This window comes from Thiorhodococcus minor (assembly GCF_010820565.1).
Lineage (GTDB): Bacteria > Pseudomonadota > Gammaproteobacteria > Chromatiales > Chromatiaceae > Thiorhodococcus > Thiorhodococcus minor.
On sequence record NZ_JAAIJQ010000007.1, the window covers coordinates 37055 to 59970 of the forward strand.

Annotated in this window: 20 protein-coding genes; 12 read left to right on the top strand and 8 right to left on the bottom strand. The window is 65.1% G+C overall.

Features of this window, described 5'->3' with window-relative positions; translation table 11 throughout:
- Positions 1-36: 36 nt before the first annotated feature.
- On the bottom strand, positions 37-573 hold the full coding sequence (gene def / locus G3446_RS03700; RefSeq protein ID WP_164451059.1) for a peptide deformylase: 537 nt from the start codon (positions 571-573) through the stop codon (positions 37-39).
- Positions 574-701: 128 nt separating this feature from the next.
- Here def and G3446_RS03705 point away from each other — a divergent pair, with 128 nt between their 5' ends.
- The 4 genes from G3446_RS03705 to topA all read left to right on the top strand — a co-directional run bounded on the left by G3446_RS03705 (position 702) and on the right by topA (position 6109).
- Entirely contained in the window at positions 702-1907 is a 1206-nt protein-coding gene (locus G3446_RS03705) for a LysM peptidoglycan-binding domain-containing protein (RefSeq protein WP_164451060.1), read from the top strand.
- Positions 1888-3060: a DNA-processing protein DprA gene (gene dprA, locus G3446_RS03710; protein ID WP_245232281.1), complete on the top strand. Its 1173-nt coding sequence runs from the start codon at positions 1888-1890 to the stop codon at positions 3058-3060. The genes G3446_RS03705 and dprA overlap by 20 nt, the downstream gene beginning before the upstream one ends.
- A gap of 68 nt (positions 3061-3128) precedes the next feature.
- Positions 3129-3605: a Smg family protein gene (locus G3446_RS03715; protein ID WP_164451061.1), complete on the top strand. Its 477-nt coding sequence runs from the start codon at positions 3129-3131 to the stop codon at positions 3603-3605.
- Between the two features lie 200 nt (positions 3606-3805).
- Positions 3806-6109, top strand: a complete 2304-nt coding sequence (gene topA, locus G3446_RS03720) for a type I DNA topoisomerase (protein WP_164451062.1) — start codon at positions 3806-3808, stop codon at positions 6107-6109.
- 24 nt (positions 6110-6133) lie between these two features.
- Here topA and G3446_RS03725 read toward each other — a convergent pair whose 3' ends face one another.
- Both G3446_RS03725 and G3446_RS03730 read right to left on the bottom strand, forming a co-directional pair.
- Entirely contained in the window at positions 6134-6718 is a 585-nt protein-coding gene (locus G3446_RS03725; protein ID WP_164451063.1) for an N-acetylmuramoyl-L-alanine amidase, read from the bottom strand.
- On the bottom strand, positions 6715-8187 hold the full coding sequence (locus G3446_RS03730) for an HDOD domain-containing protein (RefSeq protein ID WP_245232282.1): 1473 nt from the start codon (positions 8185-8187) through the stop codon (positions 6715-6717). The genes G3446_RS03725 and G3446_RS03730 overlap by 4 nt, the downstream gene beginning before the upstream one ends.
- Before the next feature lie 335 nt (positions 8188-8522).
- Between G3446_RS03730 and tsaC the strand changes: the two genes are divergently transcribed.
- Complete coding sequence (tsaC, locus tag G3446_RS03735) at positions 8523-9086, top strand: L-threonylcarbamoyladenylate synthase type 1 TsaC (protein ID WP_164451064.1); 564 nt, start codon at positions 8523-8525, stop codon at positions 9084-9086.
- A 255-nt stretch (positions 9087-9341) separates the two neighbouring features.
- Here the strand turns inward: tsaC and G3446_RS03740 are convergent, their stop codons facing one another.
- Positions 9342-9812: a thermonuclease family protein gene (locus G3446_RS03740; RefSeq protein WP_342450024.1), complete on the bottom strand. Its 471-nt coding sequence runs from the start codon at positions 9810-9812 to the stop codon at positions 9342-9344.
- 117 nt (positions 9813-9929) lie between these two features.
- On the bottom strand, positions 9930-11330 hold the full coding sequence (gene nhaD, locus G3446_RS03745; RefSeq protein WP_164451066.1) for a sodium:proton antiporter NhaD: 1401 nt from the start codon (positions 11328-11330) through the stop codon (positions 9930-9932).
- A 297-nt stretch (positions 11331-11627) separates the two neighbouring features.
- Here nhaD and G3446_RS03750 point away from each other — a divergent pair, with 297 nt between their 5' ends.
- The 6 genes from G3446_RS03750 (at position 11628) to G3446_RS03775 (ending at position 18796) form a co-directional block, all read left to right on the top strand.
- Positions 11628-12731, top strand: coding sequence for an HlyD family secretion protein (locus G3446_RS03750; protein ID WP_245232283.1), 1104 nt, complete (start codon positions 11628-11630; stop codon positions 12729-12731).
- A 91-nt stretch (positions 12732-12822) separates the two neighbouring features.
- On the top strand, positions 12823-14472 hold the full coding sequence (locus tag G3446_RS03755) for an ATP-binding cassette domain-containing protein (protein WP_342450025.1): 1650 nt from the start codon (positions 12823-12825) through the stop codon (positions 14470-14472).
- Entirely contained in the window at positions 14472-15596 is a 1125-nt protein-coding gene (locus G3446_RS03760) for an ABC transporter permease (RefSeq protein WP_164451068.1), read from the top strand. The genes G3446_RS03755 and G3446_RS03760 overlap by 1 nt, the downstream gene beginning before the upstream one ends.
- A gap of 4 nt (positions 15597-15600) precedes the next feature.
- Complete coding sequence (locus G3446_RS03765) at positions 15601-16710, top strand: ABC transporter permease (RefSeq protein WP_164451069.1); 1110 nt, start codon at positions 15601-15603, stop codon at positions 16708-16710.
- Between the two features lie 105 nt (positions 16711-16815).
- Entirely contained in the window at positions 16816-17790 is a 975-nt protein-coding gene (gene cobD / locus G3446_RS03770) for a threonine-phosphate decarboxylase CobD (protein WP_164451113.1), read from the top strand.
- A 124-nt stretch (positions 17791-17914) separates the two neighbouring features.
- The gene (locus G3446_RS03775) at positions 17915-18796 is read left to right on the top strand and encodes a hypothetical protein (RefSeq protein WP_164451070.1); all 882 of its coding nucleotides are present in this window, start codon (positions 17915-17917) and stop codon (positions 18794-18796) included.
- Here G3446_RS03775 and G3446_RS03780 read toward each other — a convergent pair.
- The gene (locus G3446_RS03780; RefSeq protein ID WP_164451071.1) at positions 18793-19110 is read right to left on the bottom strand and encodes a hypothetical protein; all 318 of its coding nucleotides are present in this window, start codon (positions 19108-19110) and stop codon (positions 18793-18795) included. The two genes, G3446_RS03775 and G3446_RS03780, sit on opposite strands and share 4 nt — an antisense overlap.
- A gap of 301 nt (positions 19111-19411) precedes the next feature.
- Positions 19412-21385: an SLC13 family permease gene (locus tag G3446_RS03785; RefSeq protein ID WP_164451072.1), complete on the bottom strand. Its 1974-nt coding sequence runs from the start codon at positions 21383-21385 to the stop codon at positions 19412-19414.
- A gap of 264 nt (positions 21386-21649) precedes the next feature.
- On the opposite strand from G3446_RS03785, the gene G3446_RS03790 reads away from it, so the two are divergent.
- The gene (locus tag G3446_RS03790) at positions 21650-22420 is read left to right on the top strand and encodes a retropepsin-like aspartic protease family protein (protein WP_164451073.1); all 771 of its coding nucleotides are present in this window, start codon (positions 21650-21652) and stop codon (positions 22418-22420) included.
- Positions 22421-22493: 73 nt separating this feature from the next.
- On the opposite strand, the gene G3446_RS03795 is transcribed toward G3446_RS03790, so the two are convergent.
- Positions 22494-22784, bottom strand: a complete 291-nt coding sequence (locus G3446_RS03795; protein ID WP_164451074.1) for an aminoacyltransferase — start codon at positions 22782-22784, stop codon at positions 22494-22496.
- Positions 22785-22916 lie beyond the last annotated feature (132 nt).

Consider the following 22916-nt stretch of genomic DNA (forward strand, 5'->3'; position numbering starts at 1 on the left):
TCCCCCGAGCGCGCGTGCCCAGCCAGGGATTTGCCATCAGATGGCTTCCCGTCGCTGTTCTGCGGACTGCGTCACAGCTTGGCGCTGTTCTTTCTCGAGCTTTCGTCGGATCCTCTGGCGCTTGAGCATCGAGATGTGGTCGACGAAGAGCTTGCCCTCGAGGTGATCGATCTCGTGCTGGATGCACACGGCGAGCAGGCCGTCGGCCTCCAGGGTGAAAGGCTCTCCGTTGCGGTCCAGCGCCTTGACGCGGACGCGCTCGGCGCGGGTGACCGGCTCGAAGAATCCGGGCACGGACAGGCAGCCCTCGTCCATTTGCTCCTTGCCCTCTTGCCAGACGAGCTCTGGGTTGATGAAGCAGAGCGGCGAGTCGTGATGCTCTGAGAGATCCATGACGATGATGCGTCGCTGAACGTTCACTTGCGTGGCTGCGAGCCCGATGCCGGGCGCGTCGTACATGGTCTCCAGCATGTCGTCGACGAGACGGCGAATGTCGTCGTCGACCTGGTCGACGGGTAGCGCTTTCTTGCGCAGGCGCGAATCGGGGAAGGTGAGTATGTCGAGCTTGGGCATAACAGATCGTCAACCGGAGAGGTTGCTTGATGGGTAGAAGGAACGAAGATGGGTGCGCTACTATCGCACAAATACTACACCCCACAGTAGGGGCGGGTGAATCCCGTTTCGACCATCCCGGAGGGTCCATGCGCGCGCTGAACCACTGTCTTGCGGTCACTTCCGTTCTCGTCTGCTCTCTGGTGCTCGGCGTGCAGTCCGCGCTCGCGGCGGAGCTCGCGGCTGGTGCGCCGCAGACCTATGTCGTGCAGTCCGGTGACACGCTCTGGTCGATCGCCGGGCGCTTCTTGCGTGATCCCTGGCTGTGGTCGGAGGTCTATGAGGCCAACCCTGGGATTGGCGATCCGGATCTCATCTATCCCGGCGATGTGCTAGAGCTGCGGATGGTCGGGGGCGAGCCGCGCATCCGGCGCTCGCGCAGTGCCTCGGGGCGGGGTAGTCCGCGTGTCGTCAAGCTGAGCCCGCAGGTGCGCTCGTCCTCCCTCACGGAGGCTGTCCCGACCATCTCCATCGCTGCGATCGGACCCTTCCTGACGCAGCCTTATGTGGCCGACTCGGACGACATCAGGCGCGCGTCCTACGTGGTGGGATTCCCTGACGAGCATCTGATCGCCGGGGTGAACGATTCCATCTATGTGCGCAAGATTCGCTCTGCGGACCAGACGGATTTCCAGGTGCTGCGGCCGGGTGACGAGCTGCGCGATCCTGACTCCAACGAGCTGCTGGGCTACGAGGCCGTCTTTGTCGCCAACGCCGCGCTCGAGCGGGTCGGGGATCCGGCCAAGCTGAAAGTGGTGCGCATGGAGCGCCAGGTCTCCATTGGCGACCGCGTCATTCCGGCGAGCGCGGAGCAGCCGCTCGTCAACTTTTTTCCCAAGCCGGCGCCAAGCGGGACGCGCGGGCGCATCATTTCCGTGCTGAACGGCGTGTCGCAGATCGGCCGCTACGACGTGGTGGTCTTGAATCTGGGGAGCCGCGATCGCGTCTCCGCCGGCGATACCTTCGAGGTCTATGTCGGCGGCGGGAAGGCCCGCGACGATGTCAGGCGAGGAATGGCTGCGAACGACTGGCTCAAGGAAGGCCCGCTGTCCAGCGAGTTTTGGCTCGGTCAAGAATGGGAGCGTAAAGGTTGGCGGCGCGACGAGCCGAGCCCAGACTCCTCCTTTCCGATTCACGCCGATTGGCGTCGCAATAAGGGCGAGTATGTGAGGCCGTTCGAGCGCTCCGGCGTGCTCATGGTCTTCCGCACCTTCGATCGCGTCAGCTTCGGGATCGTTCTGCACGCCAACCGCTTCATCAACGTGGGCGATTGGATTGCCCCGCCGCCTGCCTGAGGCTGCTCGGGCGGACTCGTCCGAGTCCGAGATCGGCATCGACGCCCTGCGTGACTGGATCCTGCTCGGGCAGGCGCCGGGTGTCGGTCCGCGGACCTTCGTCAGGCTCCTCGAGCGCTTCGGGAGCCCCGCCGCCGTTCTCGACGCCTCGTCCGCGCAGCTGGCCGATGTCGGGCTCAAGTCGGCGACCATCTCGGCGATCCGGGCTCCGGATCACGCCGCCTTAGACGCCTCTCTGGAATGGGCGCAGCGGCCGGATGCCCGCGTCCTAACCCTGATCGATCCTGCCTATCCCGCCTCGCTCAAGGAGGTTGCGGACCCTCCGCCGCTGCTCTACGTCCGCGGCGATGCGTCCCTGCTTGCCGAGCCCCAGCTGGCGATCGTGGGCAGTCGCAACCCGACGCCCGGCGGGCGCGAGGTCACCCGGGAGCTGGCGCGCGCCCTGAGCGGCTTTGGTCTGGTGATCACGAGCGGGATGGCGACCGGAATCGATGGGGTCGCTCACGAGGCGGCGTTGGAGGCCGGGCGGACGATCGCCGTGCTCGGCACGGGGCCCGATCTGGTCTATCCGGCAGCGCATCGGGAGCTGGCGCATCGCATCGTCGCCTCGGGCGCCCTGGTGAGCGAGCTGCCGCCGGGGCAAGGCCCGCTGCCCCAGAACTTCCCGCGTCGCAATCGCATCATCAGCGGGCTCTGCCTCGGGGTTCTCGTGACCGAGGCGGCGATGAAAAGCGGCTCCCTCATCACCGCGCGCATGGCCTTGGAGCAAGGGCGCGAGGTCTTTGCGGTGCCCGGCTCGATTCGCAGTCCGCTTACCAAGGGGTGTCACTCCCTGATTCGCGAAGGGGCAAAGCTGATCGAGTCGGCCGACGAGATCCTCGCCGAGCTGGCGTCTGAGCTGAAGGCCCTCATCGCGAGCTCCGGCGAAGGGGGCGATCACCCGCCCGAGGCGGCTCCAGAGCGCGGCTTGGACGCTGGTCAGACGGCGCTGCTGGAGGCCATGGGCTTTGATCCCGTGGCGCCGGACGAGCTGATCGCGCGCAGCGGTTTGCCGACCGAGCAGATTTCGTCCATGTTGTTGCTCCTGGAGATCGAGGGTCATGTATCATCGCTGCCAGGAGGCCGTTATTGCCGCACGCGCGGTGATGGTTGAGGCTCCGTGACGCGCGTGCGTCGATCCGCCTCTACCCACCGGGCGGCGTCATGAACCGAGGTTGGCTGATGAATGAGAATATGGTCGATGTCTTGATCTATCTGTATGAGAACTATATGGACGGTGAGGATCAGCCACCCGTGGAGCAGAGCGAGCTGGAGGACGAGCTTTCTCAGGCGGGCTTCACTCAAGGTGAGATCGACAAGGCCCTGCGCTGGCTCGATGAGCTGGCGGCCGGCGTGGACGCACCGCAATACCACGAGCACACGGTGGGCTCCGTGCGCGTCTACTCGGAGCAAGAGTCCCAGAAGCTCGACGTGGAGGTGCGCGGCCTGCTGTTCTCGCTCGAGCAGAACGGTATTCTCGATCCGATCAGCCGCGAGCTGGTGATCGATCGCCTCCTTGCGATCGACCATCCTCAGGTCGTCGAGGACGAGGTGAAATGGGTTGCCTTACTGGTCCTGATGAACCGCCCCGGGCGCGAAGACGCCTTCAGCCAGCTGGAGGAAATGGTCTACAGCGAGGAGCCTAGCTACTTGCACTGAGCCTCCTGGGCGGCCCTTCGCGCAATCGATTTCCAATCGCCTCGGTCAGTGCCTTGCGCCTGGGGCGATTGCTCCCACCTTCACCACTTGGCGGTCTCGCCCACTGCAGCCGCGTCTGGGCATGTCCCTTGACGCCGGCACGAACGCTGGGTTTACCCTAGTTAGCCTTTCAACCCGGACCTGCCCGAGTCGAGTCCTGCATGAATCTCGTTATCGTCGAATCACCGGCCAAGGCCAAGACCATCAAGAAGTACCTCGGACCGGATTTCGAGGTGGTGGCGTCCTACGGCCATGTGCGCGATCTCGTGCCCAAAGAGGGCGCGGTCGATCCCGATCACGGCTTCGCCATGAAGTACCAGATCATCGATCGCAACGAGAAGCACGTCCAGACGATCGCCAAGAAGCTCAAGGAGGCCGACGCCCTCTATCTCGCGACCGACCCCGACCGCGAGGGCGAGGCCATCTCCTGGCACCTCTACGAGCTGCTAAAGAGCCGCCGTCAGCTTGGAAAGAAGCCGGTACATCGCGTGGTCTTCAACGAGATCACCAAGCGTGCGGTCCAGGACGCCGTGGCCAATCCACGCGGACTCTCGCACGACTTGATCAACGCCCAGCAGGCGCGTCGGGCGCTGGACTATCTCGTCGGCTTCAACCTCTCGCCGCTGCTCTGGAAGAAGATTCGGCGCGGGCTCTCGGCAGGGCGGGTGCAGAGTCCGGCGCTGCGCTTGATCTGCGAGCGCGAGGCCGACATCGAGGCCTTCGTACAGCAGGAATACTGGACGATCGAGGCAGACGCCGAGAAGGAGCAGAAGGCATTCAGCGCCAAGCTGACGACCTTTGCCGGCGAGAAGGTCGAGCAGTTCAGCATCGTCGACGAGACCCGCGCGACTGAGGTCCGACAAACCTTGGAGGCGGCCGCGAGCGGCAAGCTCAAGGTCGAGCAGGTCGAGCGCAAGCAGCGCAAGCGCAACCCGGCGCCGCCCTTCATCACCTCGACGCTCCAGCAGGAGGCCGCGCGTAAGCTCGGCTTCACCGCGCAGCGCACCATGCGGGTGGCCCAGCAGCTCTATGAGGGCGTCGATGTCGGCGGCGGCGCGGTCGGTCTCATCAGCTATATGCGGACGGACTCCGTGAACCTGGCGCAGGAGGCCATCGAGGAGATTCGCTCCTATGTCACGGAGCGCTATGGCGAGTCCGAGCTCCCGGATCAGCCTCGGGTGTTCAAGACCAAGTCCAAGAATGCCCAGGAGGCCCATGAGGCGATTCGGCCAACCTCCATCCTGCGCGAGCCGAAGGCCCTCAAGGCACACCTGTCACCCGAGCAGCAGCGGCTCTATGAGCTGATCTGGAAGCGCACCCTGGCCTGCCAGATGCGCCATGCGCTCATCAACCAGGTGGCGATCGATCTGAGCGCGGGAGAAGGCAATCTCTTCCGTGCCACGGGATCCGTCGTCGCCGAGCCAGGCTTCATGCGGGTCTATCTCGAGGGCCGGGACGACGTCAAGGGTGCGGACGATGACGAGGATCGTATGCTCCCGGACATGAAAGCTGGGGAGCTGGTCGATCTCAAGCAGATTCGCTCCGAGCAGCATTTTACCGAGCCGCCACCCCGCTACAGCGAGGCCTCACTGGTCAAGGCGCTGGAGGAGTACGGTATCGGGCGCCCCTCGACCTATGCCTCCATCATCTCCACGCTGCAGGATCGAGAGTATGTGGTTCTCGACAAGAAGCGCTTCCTCCCGACCGACGTCGGCCGGGTGGTCAACAAGTTCTTGACCGAGTATTTCACCTCTTACGTCGACTATGACTTCACGGCCCGTCTCGAGGACGAGCTCGACGCCGTGTCGCGTGGCGAGGAAGAATGGATCCCCCTGCTCGAGCAGTTCTGGCGGCCGTTCAAGACCCGCGTCGATCACACGCAGGAGAACGTCAAGCGTAGCGACGTGACCCAGGAGAAGATCGATGAGGTGTGCCCCAAATGCGGTGGTCAGCTCGCGATCCGTCTCGGCCGCAATGGGCGCTTCATCGGCTGCACCAACTACCCTGACTGCGACTACACCAGGGATCTCAATGCCGACAAGGCCGAGCAAGAGGCCCCAGAGGTCGTCGAGGGCCGCTCCTGCCCGGAATGCGGCTCGGCCCTGGAGATCAAGCGCGGGCGTTACGGCAAGTTCATCGGCTGCAGCGCCTATCCCAAGTGCAAGCACATCGAGCCGCTCGAGAAGCCTGTCGACACGGGCATCGCCTGCCCGAAGTGCCAGAAGGGTACCCTGCAGAAGAAGAAGTCGCGGCGCGGCAAGGTCTTCTATTCCTGCTCGACCTATCCCAAGTGCGACTACGCCGTTTGGGACGAGCCGATCCATGGGCCCTGTCCGCGCTGTGGCTGGCCGGTGCTGACCGTCAAGGTGACGAAGACGAAGGGGGCGGCCAAGGTCTGTCCGCAGAAAGAGTGCAGTTATCGCGAGTCGATCGATCAGGAAGCGGCGGAGCCGGCGGAGTCCTAAAAGCCCTAGGCGAGGTGCGGTGCTTCACCTCAGCGCGTCACGGACGCGCTTCCAGGGGAAGTTGCCCTCGGAGCCGGGAAACTCCCCGCCCGGGTCGATCTTCTGCTTGTAGCGTTTCCCGCCGCAGTCGAAGCTGCGATCGTCCAGCTCGCTATGGCCTCGGACCTGTGAGGGGCCGATGTGGTAGGTGCGGGCCAGCCGCTCGAGCAGGCCGATCAAGGTCTCGATCTGCGCTTCGGGAAAAGGATCTTTTCCATTCCCGTCATTGACCAGCTCGATGCCGATGGAGTGTGAGTTGTGCCCGCGGGCATGGTGAGCGATCTGCGTCTCTGGAGTGCCTGTGACGATGGTGCCGTCGCGGCCGATGAGAAAGTGGTAGCTGATGTTGGGATTGCTGGCGAAATAGCGGCGGATGGCGCTCAAGGTGCCGCCGGGCGCGTGCCAAAGCTTACCCTGCTTGCAGCCTGGTCCGCCTGTCGCGTGAATCACGATGAGATCGATCTCGCGCGCCTCGGCGCTGGTCCATGGAAGAATGGCGACCAGGGTGGCGAGGAGGATCGCAAAGTGGTAGCGGCTCGGGCGGTAATAGGCTGGGCGATCGTGACTCATTGCTGTCTCCGCGCGCTGGCGAGCGTCAGGCCCATACTGGCTTGATGGACGAAGTGCTTGAAATCGTCGAAGCTGGCGGCATCCAGCGGCCGGTCGGTGAGGCTGCGGTCGGCATAGAAGAGCCCGATGCTTCGGTTGTCCACGACGATGGGCGCCACCATGAAGGTCGTCGCCTTGGTCAGCTGGGTGAGCCGCTCTGGAATTCTGTCATCAGTGCGTCTCGCGCTGGCGTCGACCAGATAGGGGCGCTTTTGATCCAGGGTCTGGAAGAGCACGTCTTGGCCCTGGCTGGGACGGGTGAAGGCGAAGTGCTCGGAGACCTCGTCGCCGTCCGGTCCGAGTGCGTATTTGGCCTTGATGGCGCCTTTGTCCGGGGTCGTCAGCGCGAAGACGACCCGGTCGACTCCCACGCCGCGGAAGATGCCCTCGAGCACTAGCTCCATGATGACGTTGAAGCTGCATGTGCTGCCCTCCAGTACCGCGGAGAGCTCGCGCAGGATCTTGGATTGAAGCGCCGGATCTCTGGCGGGTGTCTCCGCAGAGCAGGCCTCCGAGGTCGGCTCGGAGTGCCCGTCCTGATTCGCGATCTCCGCGCTCGGCTGTGGAATGTGCGGGGCGGCGAAGGCGGCGCCGAAGTCCGTCGCGACATTGGTGGCCGCGTGGGCCTTTTGGAGCAGGAGTGTCTGAGCCTTGTCCTGTGGTAGCGCGGTCAGCTTGCTCGCCTTCTTGAAGAGGCTCTCCATGGCCTCGGAATGCCAGCCTTGCTCCTCGGCGCAGCGGGCGATCTGCTGCCCCAGCATCACGCTTTGGATGCGCGGGTCTTGGCGCGTCGGGTACTGGGTCGCTTCCTGGAGAAGCTCGCTGATGTGCCACTCGCTGACCAGCTGGCGACTCAGTTGACTCAGGCGAAACCCGAGCACGCGCTCTTGTGCCTGCTCTTGGGTCAGGCCCTTCTGAAAGATGAGCTGCTCGACCCGGTCGGCGTGCTCACCGCCGAAGCACCAGAAGGCGAGCTCCCCGATGCGATACAGCAGGGTGGCGATGAAGACCTCTTCGGGCGACTTGTCGCCGCGGGCCGCCGCCAGGGCGCGTGCCTGCACGGCTGCATGCATCGCGCGGCCTAGCTCGCGGCCAAGGCGCTCCTTGGCGGCCCCCTTGACGAGGGTGTCGATGAGGGTCAGGGTCAGGCAGATGTTGCGAACCGCGTTGAAGCCAAGGATGATGACCGCGCGCGTGATGGTGTTGATGCCGCTTGCGCTGGGGTTGTAGACGATGGAGTTGGCCAGCTTGAGCGCACGCGCCGTCATGGAAGGATCGCGCAGAATGACCTCGGCGAGCTCCGACATGGGGGCGCGGTCGTCGCCCGAGAGCGTGATCACGCGCTGGACGGTTTGATCGAAGATCGGCATGTCCTGACGGCGGATCAGCTCCAGCCACTCGTCCAGGCTGCGCTTGGGCTGCATGTCCATGCTTGGGGTCTGACCATAGGCGGGGTAAGGCCACAACTATAGGTGAGGGGTAGCGGCATTTCCACCGATGCGGCCTCTCGCCGGTGGCGCTTGGGCTGTGCTTCGGCTTCACAGCCGATGCGGCAGCACCGGCTGTCCGGATTGTCGGCCCAAGCCGCACCTTCGGTCTTGCAAGGAGGCTGTCCGGCATTCTCTGCCAGACATCGACGCCTTTTCTGGGAGAGCCGGCGCAGGGTCCTTCGCGCGAGCTGGCCTGGACCTGAAAGTTTTCTTGGAAACAAGGCCTTGAGCTGGGTGCCGGAGGTCTTGCTCGATCCTGAGGGCTACCTCGAGTCATGCCGCATCATTCCTACCATCGCCTGCGTCTTGCCGCTCGGGTTCTACGGCAGGGCGGGCTTATTGCCTACCCGACCGAAGCTGTCTACGGATTGGGATGCGATCCTCGGAATGCATTTGCCGTCCGACGGCTGCTGGAGGTCAAGGAGCGCTCCATGGCCAAGGGTCTCATCCTGATCGCCGCGGACATGGGGCAGTTGGAGCCCTTCGTCGAGTGGCTGGGCGACGCTCGCATGCCTGAGATCCGCGCGAGCTGGCCGGGCCCGAATACCTGGCTCATCCCCGTCAAGCCGACGACGCCATCTTGGCTCACGGGTCGTTTCGAGACGCTGGCCGTGCGGGTGACGGCGCATCCATTGGTGGCGGCTTTGTGTCGCACCTTCGGCGGCGCAATCGTTTCGACCAGCGCCAATAGGTCCGATCGGCCGCCCGCGCGCAGCGCGCTCGAGGTCCGACGCACCCTGGGTGCTCGGCTAGACTATCTCTTGGTCGGCGATTGCCAGGGCGCGGAGCGTCCCTCTGTCATTCGCGATGGCCGCACGGGGCGCGTGCTGCGCGCTTGAGCGAAGACAGGGCCGCCAGGGGGCAGCTCCCAGCATTGGTTTCGCCGCGCTTTTCAAAGCCTGCGTATCTCGATCGATGCACAGGTTGCCGACCTCTAAGGCGATTTCTGTCAGTTCTCATACCATCTGGCTTGTCTTGACGCCCGCCTTCTGTGTCGCCCCGCCAGTCACATCGCCCAGCGATGCTCCTGTCGGCGCTCCTTGAAGGCGGACCTCAATCCGGCGCCACCTGGTATAAGAGTTTCCGGCAAGCGCCTAAGAGCCTCGGTGCCGATACTCCCATGGGGTCTGGTGGAGCCCGCGTCGTCGCCAGACGCCGCGCTTCGCCTCTCGGGCCTGTCGCTCGGCGCGGAAATAGCGGGGATCGTCGCAATAGCGGTGGTAGACGGCGGCCTGTCCGCTGCGGACTTGCTCCAGGTTTAGCGAGATGCGGGCCTCGCCGCTCGTATAGACCTCGCCGACCGTGCGGCCGAAGCGGTCACGATCGATCGCGACCAGATCGACGCGTCCCGTAGCCAGCTCCCTGAGGTGCCCCCGAGAGCGGTCTGCCCAGGGCTGCTGGCCCTTTTCCGGGGCATCGATGCAATAGAGCCGGACCTCAACGGGCTTGCCTGCGCAGACGAGCCGCATGGAGTCGCCGTCCAGTACATAGTCGAGTCGGCAGCTCCGAGCCCCGAGCTGAAGACCCCAGCCGGGAGGTATCAGCCCGGGTCCCCAACGCTCCACCGCCCAGGCTCCGAGGAGGAGCAGGGCGATGGCGGTCGATCCGAGGCTCCCGCGAAGCCTGCCAAGGCCCCTCAGCATAGAGCCGCCGCAGGCATCAGGATCGCGGGCCGGAGTGGCTCAGCCATTCAGCCACATGTGGACGGCGATGCTGGAGAGGTAGCCGAGGGCGATGGCCGGTGTCCATTCGAAATGGGCGAAGAAGGTGTAGGTGCCGCGCGCCTGCCCCATGAGCGCGACGCCAGCGGCGGATCCGATCGACAGGAGGGAGCCGCCGACGCCCGCGGTCAAGGTCACCAGAAGCCACTGGGTCTCGCTCATGTCCGGGTTCATGGTGAGGACCGCGAACATGACCGGGATGTTGTCGACGATGGCCGAGAGCACGCCGACCGTGACGTTGGCGAGCGTTGGTCCCCATTGCGTATACATCACCTCCGAGACCATGGCGAGATAGCCGATCTGCCCCAGTCCGCCCACGCACAGGATGACGCCGTAGAAGAAGAGCAGGGTGTCCCACTCGGCGCGCGCGACCTTGTTGAAGACGTCGAAGGGGGTCATGTCGCCGACCAGGACCGCCTTGTCCTCGTTGCGCTGTTGCCAGCTGTGGTGACTCATGCGCAGGAAGAAGCCGAAGAATTGCAGATAGCCCAGGCCGGTGAGCATGCCGATGACGGGTGGCATGTGGAGGAATTGGTGGAAGCTCACCGCGGTCGCGATGGTCAGCAGGAAGAGCAGCATGATGCGCTTGGCGCCGCGGCGCATGTGCACGTCCTCGGATGATGCCTCCGGCTTGAGCTTGGGGACCGCGAAGAACATGATCGCAGCCGGCACCACGAAATTGACGATCGAGGGGACCACCAGCTTGAAGAAGCCGAAGAAGTCGATGATGCCCTTCTGCCAGACCATCAGGGTGGTGATGTCTCCGAAGGGGCTGAAGGCGCCGCCGGCATTGGCGGCCACCACGATGTTGATGCAGGCGAGGGTGACGAAGCGCTTGTTGTCGCCTCCGACGGCGAGAACGACCGCGCACATCAGCAGCGCTGTGGTGAGGTTGTCGGCGATCGGGGAGATGCAGAAGGCGAGAATGCCCGTCATCCAGAAGAGTGCGCGGAACCCAAAGCCCTTGCGGATGAGCCAAGCGCGGAGCGCGTCGAACACCTGACGCTCTTCCAGTGCGTTGATGTAGGTCATGGCGACCAGGAGGAAGAGCATGAGCTCGGCGTACTCGAGCAAGTTGTGCCGCACGGCCTGCTCGGCCAGATGGGCTTGGCCCTGCTCGGCGTAGATCCAGGCGACGAGCGCCCAGATGATGCCGGCGGCAACGATCACTGGCTTGGATTTGCGTAGGTGAACGAACTCCTCCGCCATGACCAAGACGTAGGCAAGTCCGAAAATGATGAGGGCCGCGTACCCGAAGGGGTGCGTCGTCAGGTCGAGGGCCTGACCCGAGTCCGACGCCATCGCGGCCAACGGCATGAACAGGGCAAAGGCGCCGAGTGCAAGGGCTCTGGCAGAAAGCATGGTCGTGTCTCTTTTGATAAGCTGCTGAAATCGTTCAGGGCGAAAAACGCAGCCGAGCAAGATACCTGCTGGGCGTAGCAGCGCCAAGTGACGAGCGCATCTGGATGATCCGCGTGCCTGCGCGATGCGCTGCTGGGATGGCTTTCGCTTCTATTTATCAGAGCCTTGCCAATGATCTTGTTATCTTCAATTCTTTCTATTTGACATTGCGGCAGATGGCGCTTGGGGCTGGATCGGCATGAGTGGAACAGCTACAGGTCACTTGGGCGCCCGCGCGGCATTCGAGCCAGGGTCGCCTTGGGAGCGCATATCGCGACTGGGCGTTTCGGCTTGCTCCGCGTGCTCGGGCTGGCTGTCATGAAGAAGCGTCTGGCTTTGTTAGGGCTCGTCCTGATCGCCGCGGTCGCCTATGTGGTTTATCGGTCCCAGCCCCAGCAAGGCGCGAACGGCAGCAGCCTGACGCTTTACGGCAACATCGACGTGCGGCTGGTGAACTTGGCCTTCGAGGTCGAGGGACGCATCGCCGAGATGAGCGTCTCTGAAGGTGCGTCCGTGAGCGCTGGATCGCCACTGGCGCGGTTGGACACGCGGCGCTTGACCCTAGCGCGCGATGTGGCGAAGGCGCAGGTCGCCGCGCAACGCTCGGAGCTGGACAAGCTGGTCGCGGGCGCGCGGGCCGAGGAGATCCGAAAGCTCGAGGCGGACCTCGAGGCGGCACGCGCCGAGGCGACCAACGCCAAGCGCCGCGCGCAGCGCGCCAAGGAGCTCGCCGGACGCAAGCTCGCCTCGCCGCAGGAGTATGACGACGCCCAAACCTCCGCCGAGGCTGCGCAGGCGCATGCCGGTGCCGCGCAAGCGGCGCTCGATCTCGCGCTTTCAGGGGCGCGCACGGAAGACATCGCCGCGGCAAAGGCCCGGCTGGCAGCCCTGGAGGGCGACCTGGCGAGGGCGCAGGTCAATCTCGACGATGCGGTCTTGGTCGCGCCGGCCCGCGCGGTGGCTCAGAGCCGCATCCTGGAGCCCGGAGACATCGCATCGCCCGCCAGGCCGGTCCTGACGTTGGCGCTCACCGAGCCTCTGTGGGCTCGCGTCTACTTGGCCGAGTCGGATCTGGGGCGGGTCCAGCAGGGTCAGCCGGCGATCGTCTATACGGACAGCTTTCCGGGGCAGGGCTATGAGGGCTGGGTCGGCTATATCGCCCCCAGTGCCGAGTTCACCCCCAAGACGGTGCAAACGACTGAGCTGCGCGCGGATCTCGTCTATCAAGCTCGTGTCTTCGTCTGCAATCCGCGCGGAGAGCTGCGTCAGGGGATGCCGGTCACCGTGGAGATCGACCTCGAAGCGGCGCCGCGCGCGAGCCCTGGCTGCGATGCCCCCCTTGCTCCAAGCCCTCGGCCCTAGCGCCGACGCTTGCCGGTCTCCCCAGCCAGTGCCCGTTTCACCGCTCGCTATTCAAGGGCTTACCAAGGTCTTTCGCCCGGGCGGGCGGCTGGTGCAAGCGCTCGATGCGGTGACCTTTGACCTGTCGCCTGGCGTCGTGACCGGCCTCATCGGTCCGGATGGCGCGGGCAAGACGACGCTGATGCGAATCGCGGCCGGTCTCTTGGTGCCAGACGCGGGCAGCGTCAGTGTGCTTGGACTGGATGCTGTCGTCGAGCCGCTGAGCATTCAGAGTCAGATCGGCTACATGCCGCAGCGCTTCGGTCTCTACGAGGACCTCAGCGTGCGCGAGAATCTGGACCTCTATGCCGATCTGCAGGGTGTCGCTGCCAGCCTTCGGCAGGAGCGCTATGACCGCTTGATGGAGATGACGGGATTGGGGGCCTTCATGGGGCGGCTCGCCGGACGACTCTCCGGGGGCATGAAGCAGAAGCTCGGTCTCGCCTGTACGCTGCTCGATCCCCCGCGCTTGCTGCTGCTGGACGAGCCGACGGTCGGCGTCGACCCGGTCTCGCGTCGCGAGCTCTGGTCGATCGTCTATCGGCTGGTCGAGGAGGAGGGGATGTCGGTCCTGCTCTCGACCGCCTATCTCGACGAGGCCGAGCGCTGCGTCCAGGTCGTGCTCTTGCACCAGGGGCGTTTGGTCGACCAGGGTCCGCCCCGCCAGTTCAGCGAGCCCATGCGGGGCAAGACGTTTTGCGTGCGGATCGAGCCGGGCAAGCGGCGCGCCTTGCAGGCCCAGCTGAGTCGGCAGCCGGGCGTGCTGGACGCCGTGCTCCAAGGCGACGGCATCCGTGTGGTCCTCGATGCACAGTCCGACGAGCGGCCGCCCGAGGCCGCAATGGCCGACTGGCGGCCGGTGGATCCGCGTTTCGAGGACGGCTTCGTGGCGCTGCTAGGCTCCGGGCGCCGTCGGGGCGAGCTCCCGCGCCTGCGGGCCAAGTCGGCCTCGAGCGGGGACGCGATCGAGGTGACTGATCTCAGGCGTCGCTTCGGTGATTTCTTGGCGGTCAAGCGCTCGACCTTCAGCGTGCGCTCCGGCGAGGTCTTTGGCCTGCTGGGCGCGAACGGCGCGGGCAAGACCACGACCTTTCGCATGCTCTGCGGGCTCTTGCCGGTCAGTAGCGGGCGCGTGCGCGTGGCGGGCGTGGATCTGCGCCATGCCGCGGCCGAGGCGCGTGGGCGCATCGGCTATATGTCGCAGAAGTTCTCGCTCTATGCCAACTTGACGGTGCGGCAGAATCTCGATTTCTTCGCGCGGGCCTACGGCTTGCGCGGCCGCGAGGCCAAGGGGCGCATCCAATGGGCGCTCGACGCCTTCGGGCTTGGCGACTTTGGCGCCACGGAGAGCGGCACCTTGCCGTTGGGCTTCAAGCAGCGCCTGGCCATGGCCGCCGCGCTCATGCACGAGCCGGACATCCTCTTTCTCGATGAGCCGACCTCAGGGGTCGACCCCCTGGCGCGGCGCGAGCTCTGGGATCGGATCAATGTCCTGGCCGAGGGTGGGGTGACCGTGCTGGTGACGACGCATTTTATGGAAGAGGCCGAATACTGCGACCGGCTCGCCATCATGGCGTCCGGCGAGATCCTGGCGCTGGGCACGCCGACGGCAATCAAGGCGCGTGCCGCGCGCGAGGGCCAGCCCGAGCCGACGATGGAGCAGGCCTTCATCGACCTCATTCGCCACCTGGAGCCGGTCTGATGGCCCGGCTCGTTTCGCGTCGTCTGGTCGGTCTGCTGCGCAAGGAGTCGCTGCAGATCCTGCGCGATCCCTCCAGCATCGCCATCGCCTTCGTGCTGCCCGTGGTCTTGCTGCTGTTGTTCGGCTACGGGGTTTCGCTCGACTCCAAGCATGTCCCGGTCGGGATCGTCGTCGAGCAGTCCAGCTCCGAGGCGGGCTCCTTCCTAGGGGCCTTTCAGCAGTCCGTCTATTTCGAGCCGCGCTTCTATGCGACCCGTCAGGCGGGCCGCGAGGCATTGCGCCGGCACCAGGTGAAGGGATTCCTGGTGCTGCCCGCCGATTTCGCGCAGCGACTCAAGGCCGACCGCAATGCCCCGATCCAGGTGATCGTGAACGGCGTGGATGCCAACTCCGCGCGGTTGCTGGAAGGCTATGTCCAAGGCGTCTGGACGAGCTGGCTGGAGCGTGAGCTGCAGGCCCGGCAGATCCAGGTCGCCCGCCCGGTCGAGCCGGAGACGCGGATCTGGTTCAACGCGGAGCTGGCCAGTCGCAACTATCTGGTACCCGGGCTGCTGGTAGTGAATATGACGCTGGTCGGTGCGCTCTTGACGGCCTTGGTGTTCGCGCGGGAGTGGGAGCGCGGTACCCTGGAGGCCCTGATGGTGACCCCGGTGACCCTGGGCGAGATCCTGATCGGCAAGCTGCTGCCCTACTTCGTGCTCGGCATGGGGGGTATGGTGCTTTCGGTGCTCATGGCGCTCTTTCTCTTCGGGGTGCCCATGCGTGGGTCCTTCTGGGTGCTCGCCGTCTGCTCGACCCTCTTTCTGCTGGCGGCGCTCGGCATGGGGCTGCTCATCTCCATCGTCACGCGCAACCAATTCGTCGCCGGGATGATCGCCATCGTCGCGACCTTTCTGCCGGCCTTCCTGCTGTCGGGGTTTCTCTTCGATATCGGCAGCATGCCCGTTGTCGTTCAGGTGATCACCCACATCGTTGCGGCGCGCTACTTCGTCACCATCCTGCAGAGCCTCTTCCTGGCGGGTGACATCTGGAGCCTCGTCCTCCCTAACGCGGTGGCCTTGCTGCTGATGGCGGCCTTCTTCCTCGGCCTCAGCCGGCTGCTCCTGCGCAAACGCTTGGAGTAGGCGCATGCTTGGACGCATCTTGGCGCTGACGGTGAAAGAGCTTCTCGCGCTGCTGAAGGACAAGCGCAGTCGATTCGTCGTCGTCGTTCCCCCCTTCATCCAGCTGCTGGTGTTCGGCTATGCGGCCTCCTTCGACCTCAATCACATCCCATACGCCGTCTATGATCGCGATGGCGGCTATGCGGCGCGGGAGCTGCTGGCGCATTTCGAGGGTGCGCCCAGCTTCCAGCTGGTGAGCAGCATCCGTCGCCAGGAGGAGATCGCGGCGCTGATCGACCGGCGCGACGCGCTCTTGGTAATCCAGATCCCGCCAGGCTTCACCGCAGACCTGGTCTCTGGCCGCACCGCGCCCGCGCAGATCCTGATCGATGGTCGCAACTCCAACAGCGCCCAGGTGGTGCAAACCTATGTCTCGCGCATCCTCGCCGGCTTCAATCAGGACTGGGTCGCTCGGCACCAGCTGCAGGGCATGCCCGTGAGCCTGGTGACGCGCGCCTGGTACAACCCGAACTTGGAGAGCCGCTGGTTCTTCGTGTCCGGGCTGGTCGGCCTGCTGACCCTGGTCGTCACCATGATGGTGACCGCGCTCTCGGTCGCGCGCGAGCGCGAGCAGGGGACCTTCGATCAGCTCCTGGTGACGCCTTTGAGGCCGTTCGAGATTCTTATCGGCAAGGCCATGCCCGGGGTGTTGATCGGCGCGCTGGAGGCCTCCTTGGTCGTCACCTTGGCCGTCTTCTGGTTCGGAGTGCCGCTGACGGGTGGGCTGGGAGTCCTCTACTGCGGGATCTTCCTGTTCGTGCTCGCGGCCGTCGGCGTGGGCCTGATGATCTCCTCGCTCGCCGCCACACTGCAGCAGGCCCTGCTCGGCGCCTTCCTCTTCATGGTGCCGGCCGTTATCCTCTCAGGGTTCGCGACACCCATCGACAATATGCCGGCAGCGGTGCAGCTGCTGACCCTGGTGGATCCCCTCAGGTATTACCTCCTGATCCTGCGCAGCGTCTTTCTCGAAGGCGCCGGCTTCGAGCTGCTGCTTCACCAGATGTGGCCGCTCGGACTGATCGCGCTCGCGACCCTCTCCGCGGCGAGCTGGCTGTTCCGGCACCGCATGACCTAGGTCTTTGCGTTTGCGGCACGGCGAGGCCCGTGAGATATTTGCCGGCTTTGGTTTTCTGGGGGGCTTCTCCTGCAACAGTGCGTTCCACCAGAGCACGGCGGCCGGCTGCGCGTCGCGGCCGAGCGCTTCGGCATTCCGTTCTCGGATTGGCTCGACCTCTCCACCGGAATCAATCCGCAGGCCTGGCCGCCTCCCGCGGTGCCAGGCTCCGCTTGGCACCGCTTGCCGGAGGCGGACGACGGCCTGGAGCAGGCCGCCGCTCGCTATTACGGCGCCGCGTCGCCCTTGCCGTTGGCGGGCTCTCAGGCCGCGATCCAGGCGCTCCCGCTTCTGCGCTCGCCATGCCGGGTGGGGGTGCCGGACGTGGGCTATCAGGAGCACGCCTATGCTTGGCGCCGTGCCGGCCATGAGGTCGTGTCCCTGCCTGGGTGCGATCTGGATCGCTACCTCGACGCCGGCTCGGGCGCGCTCGATTGCCTCGTCGTCATCAACCCCAACAACCCGACCGGTCGCCGCTTCTCGCAGGAGACCCTGTTGGGCTGGCTCGAGCACCTCGCGGGCCGGGGCGGCTGGCTGATTCTGGACGAGGCCTTCATGGACCCGACGCCAGGACAAAGCATGCTTGCCCATGCGGGGCGTCCGGGGCTGATCATCCTGCGCTCGCTCGGAAAGTTCTTCGGCCTGGCTGGAGCGCGCGTCGGCTTTCTCTACGCGGAGGCCGAGGTCAGGGCATCTGTCGGGCGTTTCCTCGGGCCCTGGACACTGAGCGGCCCCTCGCGCTGGGCGGCTGCCCGCGCCCTGGAGGACCGTCACTGGCAGGTCGAGACGCGCTCTGCGCTGCAGGCAGCCTCCGCGAGGCTGGCGCGCTTGCTCTCCACCAATGGCCTTGCGGCAAGCGGCGGTACGCCGCTCTTTCAGTGGGTCCAGACCGAAAGGGCTGGGGTCATCCATGAGAGGCTCGCGGCACGAGGGATTCTCACGCGCCACTTCCAGGAGCCTCTTAGCCTGAGGTTTGGGCTGCCCGGAGAGGAGTCGGACTGGGAGCGTCTCGAGGATGCGCTTCGGCTGCTGTCTCTCTGAAGTCGTCGCGTCCGCTCGCGACAGGCTCGGTATCCAAGGCTGGCAGATCTATCCCGACCCGGCCTCTGTCATCGGCGCCTTGCGTCCTCGCGGCCCCTGATTCTCCGATTTGGACGCACAAGTCATGCTCCCGAACTGGCTCGAAGTTCCGGCAGCCGAACATTTCAAACTTCACGATGAGCGTAGCCTGGTCGATGACGGCCAGGTCCTGGCTAGGCCCGCCGCTGACTGGGGTGAGTCCTCACGCAAGACGGTGACGGCCTCGGCTCGGGCGTGCTGGTCGAGTGGCGCGGGCGGCACCGGCCTGCGGCTGGCGATCTTCGTGTCCGACCCGCGTCTCGCCGTCGCGCTCGCTCGGCTTGCCGCTTCGAAGGTCCAGCCTGCAAACGCCCGATCCCCTGTGGGTGGTGAGCTCCTGCCTTGGCTGTGCCGCCAGGATCTCGAGCTGGAGATCCTGGAGCCCGGCATGCTCGCCCTGGCAGCCTCTGCCGGGGAGGCGCGTGGCGGCGACCCTGTCGATGTCCCGCGGCATGAAACAGCGGCCCGTCACTGGGTCGACGTTGCCTTGAGCGTTGGGCGGCATGCGGCCGAGCGTGCGAAGCTCGCCGGTTGCCGGCAGCTCGGCTGCGCGGCCCCCCTGGCCTGGGCGGATCGAGGCGAGGCAGCGCTGGGGAGGCGGAGGACTGGAGGCGGATTCGGGGGGGCGTCAGGTCAGCCGATGGCGGTGCCGTTTCTGGGCCCTGATGCCAGTCAAAAAGCGTATGACTGGCTATGCGCGAGCGAAGACTTCGAGCGTGCTGCGATGGTGGGGGCCATGGTGGCTTGTGCCCAGATGGGGCTCGAGGCGGTCGTCTGTGGCGCTCAGGCCAGGACGGCAGCGGAAGCCGTAGCAGGGCTCTGCCCAGGGGCTGCCTCTTGGCTCGAGTATGAATTCGTCGACTCCGGCCTTGCGCATGGGGCCAAGCTGTCGCCGGCCCCGGGTGCCAGGCTGGCCCTGGCCCGCTAATCAGCCATGGTCAGGGCTCGGCTGATGTCGCGTGCGCTGATCTCGTGCTTGTCGGCTTGCCGATCGTGCGGCTTATCCTGTCTCATTTGGTGTCTAAGGACGTTCAGCTCCCAGATCCGCTCGGCGAGCGTGCGACGCAGCTCCGCCTTCTCGAGCTCGGTGCTCAGCAGCTTGCGTCCCAGCCACTCCAGCCGGATTCCGACCACGTCGAGCTTGGTCCGCGTCGAGGCAATCGACTGCTCGAGCCGCTGGAGCCGGTGCTCGTTGAGGTTGGCGATCTGACAATTGGCAGGGCAGGGAACTGTATCTGGCATCTCAACTCCTTCCGACTTAAGGCGTGCTGCTTTTCCACATCCTATCCCCTGGCGGCGTCTTGAATATCCGGAAGAACACCTATCCGTGTATCTCTTTCCGCGGACGCTACGCCAGGACGGCATGAGTCGCTGTGATGCGGGCTGCGGAGCATGCTCGACAGTCGCGAGCCGGCGCCCCTGCTAGGCCGCAAAAGCCGTCTTCGAGTCGCGAGCGGATCGGGCTCGAATGAGCCGCCAGCCTCCAGTTGGTGGCTGACAGCGCTTCTCGGGATCTAGGGTGCAGGGGGCGATTCGCATCGCCTCAAGTCCCGCCGCTGCCGAAGATCAGGTTGAGCATGACGAGGGCGACGACCAGGAAGAGAACGGTCATGATGCCGCCGGCCTTCATGTAGTCTGGAACGCGGTAGCCGCCTGGTCCCATGATGAGCGCGTTGACTTGGTGCGTCGGGATGAGGAAGGAGTTCGAGGTGGCGATGGCGACCGTGAGCGCGAAGACGGCGGGATTGGCTCCGGCGCCGATCGCCATGTTGACCGCGAGGGGGACCAGCAGCACGGTCGCGCCCACGTTCGACATCACCAGCGTGAAGAAGGTCGCCAGGATGGCGAGGGCTGTTTGGATGACCCAGATCGGCACGTCACCCAGCGCCGCCAACGTCTGGTCGGCGATCCAGGCCGCCGTGCCGCTCTGCTCGACCGCCAGGCCGAGCGGAATCAGAGATGCGAGCAGGAAGACGGTCTTCCAGCTGACCGCCTCATAGGCCTCTTCCATGGATAGGACGCCGGTCAGCACCATGCCGACCGCGCCGGTCAGCAAGGCGACGGAGAGCCTCAGGTCGGTGAAGAGAACCAGGCTGAGGGTGAGAAAGAAGAGCAAGAGGGCGACTGGGACCTTGTGTGGGCGTAGCTCCTCATGCGGATACTCTGTCGTCACCACCACGAAGTTGCGGTCCTTCTCGATGCGGGCGAGGTCGGCCCAGGTGGTATGGACGACCAGGGCATCGCCCGGCTCGAAAGGCGTGTTGCGGACCCCCCCTGTGCGGTAGGTGATCTGAGTGCCGCCACGATTGATCGCGAGCAGCGAGAGCCCATAGGTCTTGCGCATCCAGACGTCGCGGGCGGTCTTGCCGATGAGCGCAGAGCCGGGCGGGATGACGATCTCGGCAACGCCTGCCTTGGTATTCGCCATGGTCTCCGCGAAGAGGTCCAGATCCGGCTTCGGTTGGAGCTTGTTGGCGTCGATCAGGTCCGGAAAGGCATCCGGCCCCCCAAGCAGGCACAGGGTTGCGCCGGCCTCGATGCCGAGTGTGCGGTCGATGCCGTCGGCGCCGAAGCGCAGACCATCGCCCTTCTCCACGCCGACGATGCGCACCTTCCACAGGCGCTCTAGCGCGTCGACGCTCTGACCGATGAGCGCGCTCTCTGACGGGACGCGCAGCTCGCGGATCTCGAAGTCGCTGAGTCCATAGGTGTCGGCGAAGTATTGACTGGTATCGCTGCCTTCGAGCTTGTCGGTGCCGCGCGATGGCAGGACCAATCGGCCCGCGATGACGAAGTAGACGATGCCGGCGACGAGGAGAGCGGCGCCGATGGGCGTGACGTCGAAGAGCTGGAAGGTGCGCATCGGCGCGATGCCTTCCGGCAGTGCTTGATTGGACGTCAGGATCAGATCGTTCAGCAGGATCAGCGGGCTCGAGCCGACCATGGTGATGGTGCCGCCAAGGATGGCGCAGAAGCCCATGGGCATCAGCAGGCGCGACATGGGCAGGCCGGTGCGCGCCGAGATGCGGCTGACGACCGGGAGGAAGAGGGCTGCGGCGCCGACATTCTGCATGAAGCTGGAGATGACGCCCACGGTGCCCGAGAGCAGCGGGATGATGCGTGCCTCCGTTGCACCCCCGATGCGCATGATGAAGGCCGCGACCTTGGACATGATCCCGGTCTTGTCGAGGCCGGCGCCCACGATCATGACGGCGATGATGGAGATGACCGCGTTACTGGAGAAGCCGTCGAAGAGGTTCTCGACGGGCACCAAGCCTTGCTCGAGTCCGATCCAGGGGGCGGCCAGGCCGGTCAGGCCGAGCAGGACCATCACGGTCACGGCCGCGACATCGACGCTGACGACCTCGAAGGCGAAGAGAAAGATGGTCAGCAGCAAGAAGCCGGTGACCCATGCGATCTCCGTGCTCGGGACGACGCCCGCTAGGTAGATCCCAACAATGGCAAAGAAGGCGGCGGCGATGTCCTGTTGGGACAGGCCTCGGAGTGTTTTGAGCATGGAACGGGTCCCCCTCTTACGACAGATCTCGTGCGGCTTCTTCTTCGCTGGACGCATGGCAGCGCTTAGAGCCTTCGGGAGGCCGGGAAGCGCCCTTCGCTTCTGGGCCCGGCAGAGATCATACGTTAATGATTGCTAATATTTCTCGGTTTTTCCTGCCTTCCGATCTCGCGACGCGATAGGGCGGTGGTGTAGTCTCCGCCACTGGACAGCTTGCCGCGCATCCTCGCGAGATGCGATTCCCAGGACTCCGGAGCCACTCAGATGATCAGGCCCGCTACTCGCTTTTCCGTTGCGCTCATGCTCCTCATCGGGGCACTCCTGGCTTCGGCCGACCCGACCAGGCCCTTGCCGCGTGTGGAGGTTTCGGGAGAGCTCGCGAGGCTGATGCAGGAGCTTGACTTCGAGGTGAAGGGGATCGAGCAGACGCAGGACGCGATCGGTCACGCGGGCGGTGAAGACCCGGTCGAGCGCCTGCATCTGCTGTTGGAGGACTTCGATCACATCATCCTCCAGGGAAGCCCGGGAGAGATCGAGCGGGTCATCATTCTGGGCGAGAAGTCGGATTATGTGCCACCGCCCTTGGTCGTCGAGGGCGGGGCGGACGACGCGGAGGCGGGCGCCGGCGAAGACGAGGGTGGCGACGCGATCATCCTCACCACGCGGCGCCAGGGGGCCTCTCACGTCGTGACCCTGGGATTGGAGGGGCCCAGCAAGCAGCGTGTCGAGGAGGCCATGCTGATCGACACGGGTGCGGATCGCGTCGTGCTGCCCATGTCGCTCGTCTCGGCGCTGGGGCTCGGGAGTGATGCGCTCAAGCCTCAGCAGGTGCAGACGGCCAATGGCACCGTGGATGCCCGCATCGGCCGGTTGAGCGCGGTCTGGCTGGGCGAGACGCGCGTCGAGGACGTCGAGGTCGCCTTCATCGACGATCAGAAGCTCGGTGGAACCTCGCTACTGGGGATGAGCTTGCTGGGACGCTTCCGGATGACGATCGACGACGACAAGAATCAGCTCACCTTGGCGACCAAGTAGGTCGCGTCTGGCTGTCATCTCGGGATCAAGGGCAGGTGCGTCTCGGCGTTCTTCTGTTGCGATCGAGACGGGCTCAACGGCCGCCCTGCTTGAATCGGCGTACCTGCTCCTTGAGCTCGCGCAGCTCCTTGTCCACCGTATCGATGCCTTGCGAGTGCAGCTCCTCGTGCTTGGCTTGGTTGAGCGCGAGCTGGCGCATGTACTTGCGGAGCTCATTGAGGTCACTTTCAACGCGCGCGAGGCTTCCCGAGATCTGATCCAGGCGCTCGGCGGTGGAGTCCACGCGCTCGCTGGTCTCTTGGCGAAATTTTTGAAGTCCCTCCCGCAGCTCCCGCAGGAGCACGAGTACGAAACCATTTGACATTTTACGCTCCAAGGGCGTCGTTCAATGGGCGGCTCGAGCAGCTTGCGATGACCCCAGATCTTGGCACGGGTGAGCATGGCGCCGTCATCCTGGCGATCGGGCTCGGACTGGAATCCAGAGGGCATGCCGGTC

Coding starts and splice junctions, on each gene's coding strand:
- G3446_RS03765 (WP_164451069.1), top strand. CDS start 15,601: ATGCTTGGACGCATCTTGGCGCTGACGGTGAAAGAGCTTCTCGCGCTG.
- tsaC (WP_164451064.1), top strand. CDS start 8,523: ATGCCGCATCATTCCTACCATCGCCTGCGTCTTGCCGCTCGGGTTCTA.
- G3446_RS03795 (WP_164451074.1), bottom strand. CDS start 22,784: ATGTCAAATGGTTTCGTACTCGTGCTCCTGCGGGAGCTGCGGGAGGGA.
- G3446_RS03790 (WP_164451073.1), top strand. CDS start 21,650: ATGATCAGGCCCGCTACTCGCTTTTCCGTTGCGCTCATGCTCCTCATC.
- G3446_RS03760 (WP_164451068.1), top strand. CDS start 14,472: ATGGCCCGGCTCGTTTCGCGTCGTCTGGTCGGTCTGCTGCGCAAGGAG.
- G3446_RS03730 (WP_245232282.1), bottom strand. CDS start 8,187: ATGGACATGCAGCCCAAGCGCAGCCTGGACGAGTGGCTGGAGCTGATC.
- def (WP_164451059.1), bottom strand. CDS start 573: ATGCCCAAGCTCGACATACTCACCTTCCCCGATTCGCGCCTGCGCAAG.
- G3446_RS03785 (WP_164451072.1), bottom strand. CDS start 21,385: ATGCTCAAAACACTCCGAGGCCTGTCCCAACAGGACATCGCCGCCGCC.
- G3446_RS03715 (WP_164451061.1), top strand. CDS start 3,129: ATGAATGAGAATATGGTCGATGTCTTGATCTATCTGTATGAGAACTAT.
- G3446_RS03725 (WP_164451063.1), bottom strand. CDS start 6,718: ATGAGTCACGATCGCCCAGCCTATTACCGCCCGAGCCGCTACCACTTT.
- topA (WP_164451062.1), top strand. CDS start 3,806: ATGAATCTCGTTATCGTCGAATCACCGGCCAAGGCCAAGACCATCAAG.
- G3446_RS03705 (WP_164451060.1), top strand. CDS start 702: ATGCGCGCGCTGAACCACTGTCTTGCGGTCACTTCCGTTCTCGTCTGC.
- G3446_RS03775 (WP_164451070.1), top strand. CDS start 17,915: ATGCTCCCGAACTGGCTCGAAGTTCCGGCAGCCGAACATTTCAAACTT.
- nhaD (WP_164451066.1), bottom strand. CDS start 11,330: ATGCTTTCTGCCAGAGCCCTTGCACTCGGCGCCTTTGCCCTGTTCATG.
- G3446_RS03780 (WP_164451071.1), bottom strand. CDS start 19,110: ATGCCAGATACAGTTCCCTGCCCTGCCAATTGTCAGATCGCCAACCTC.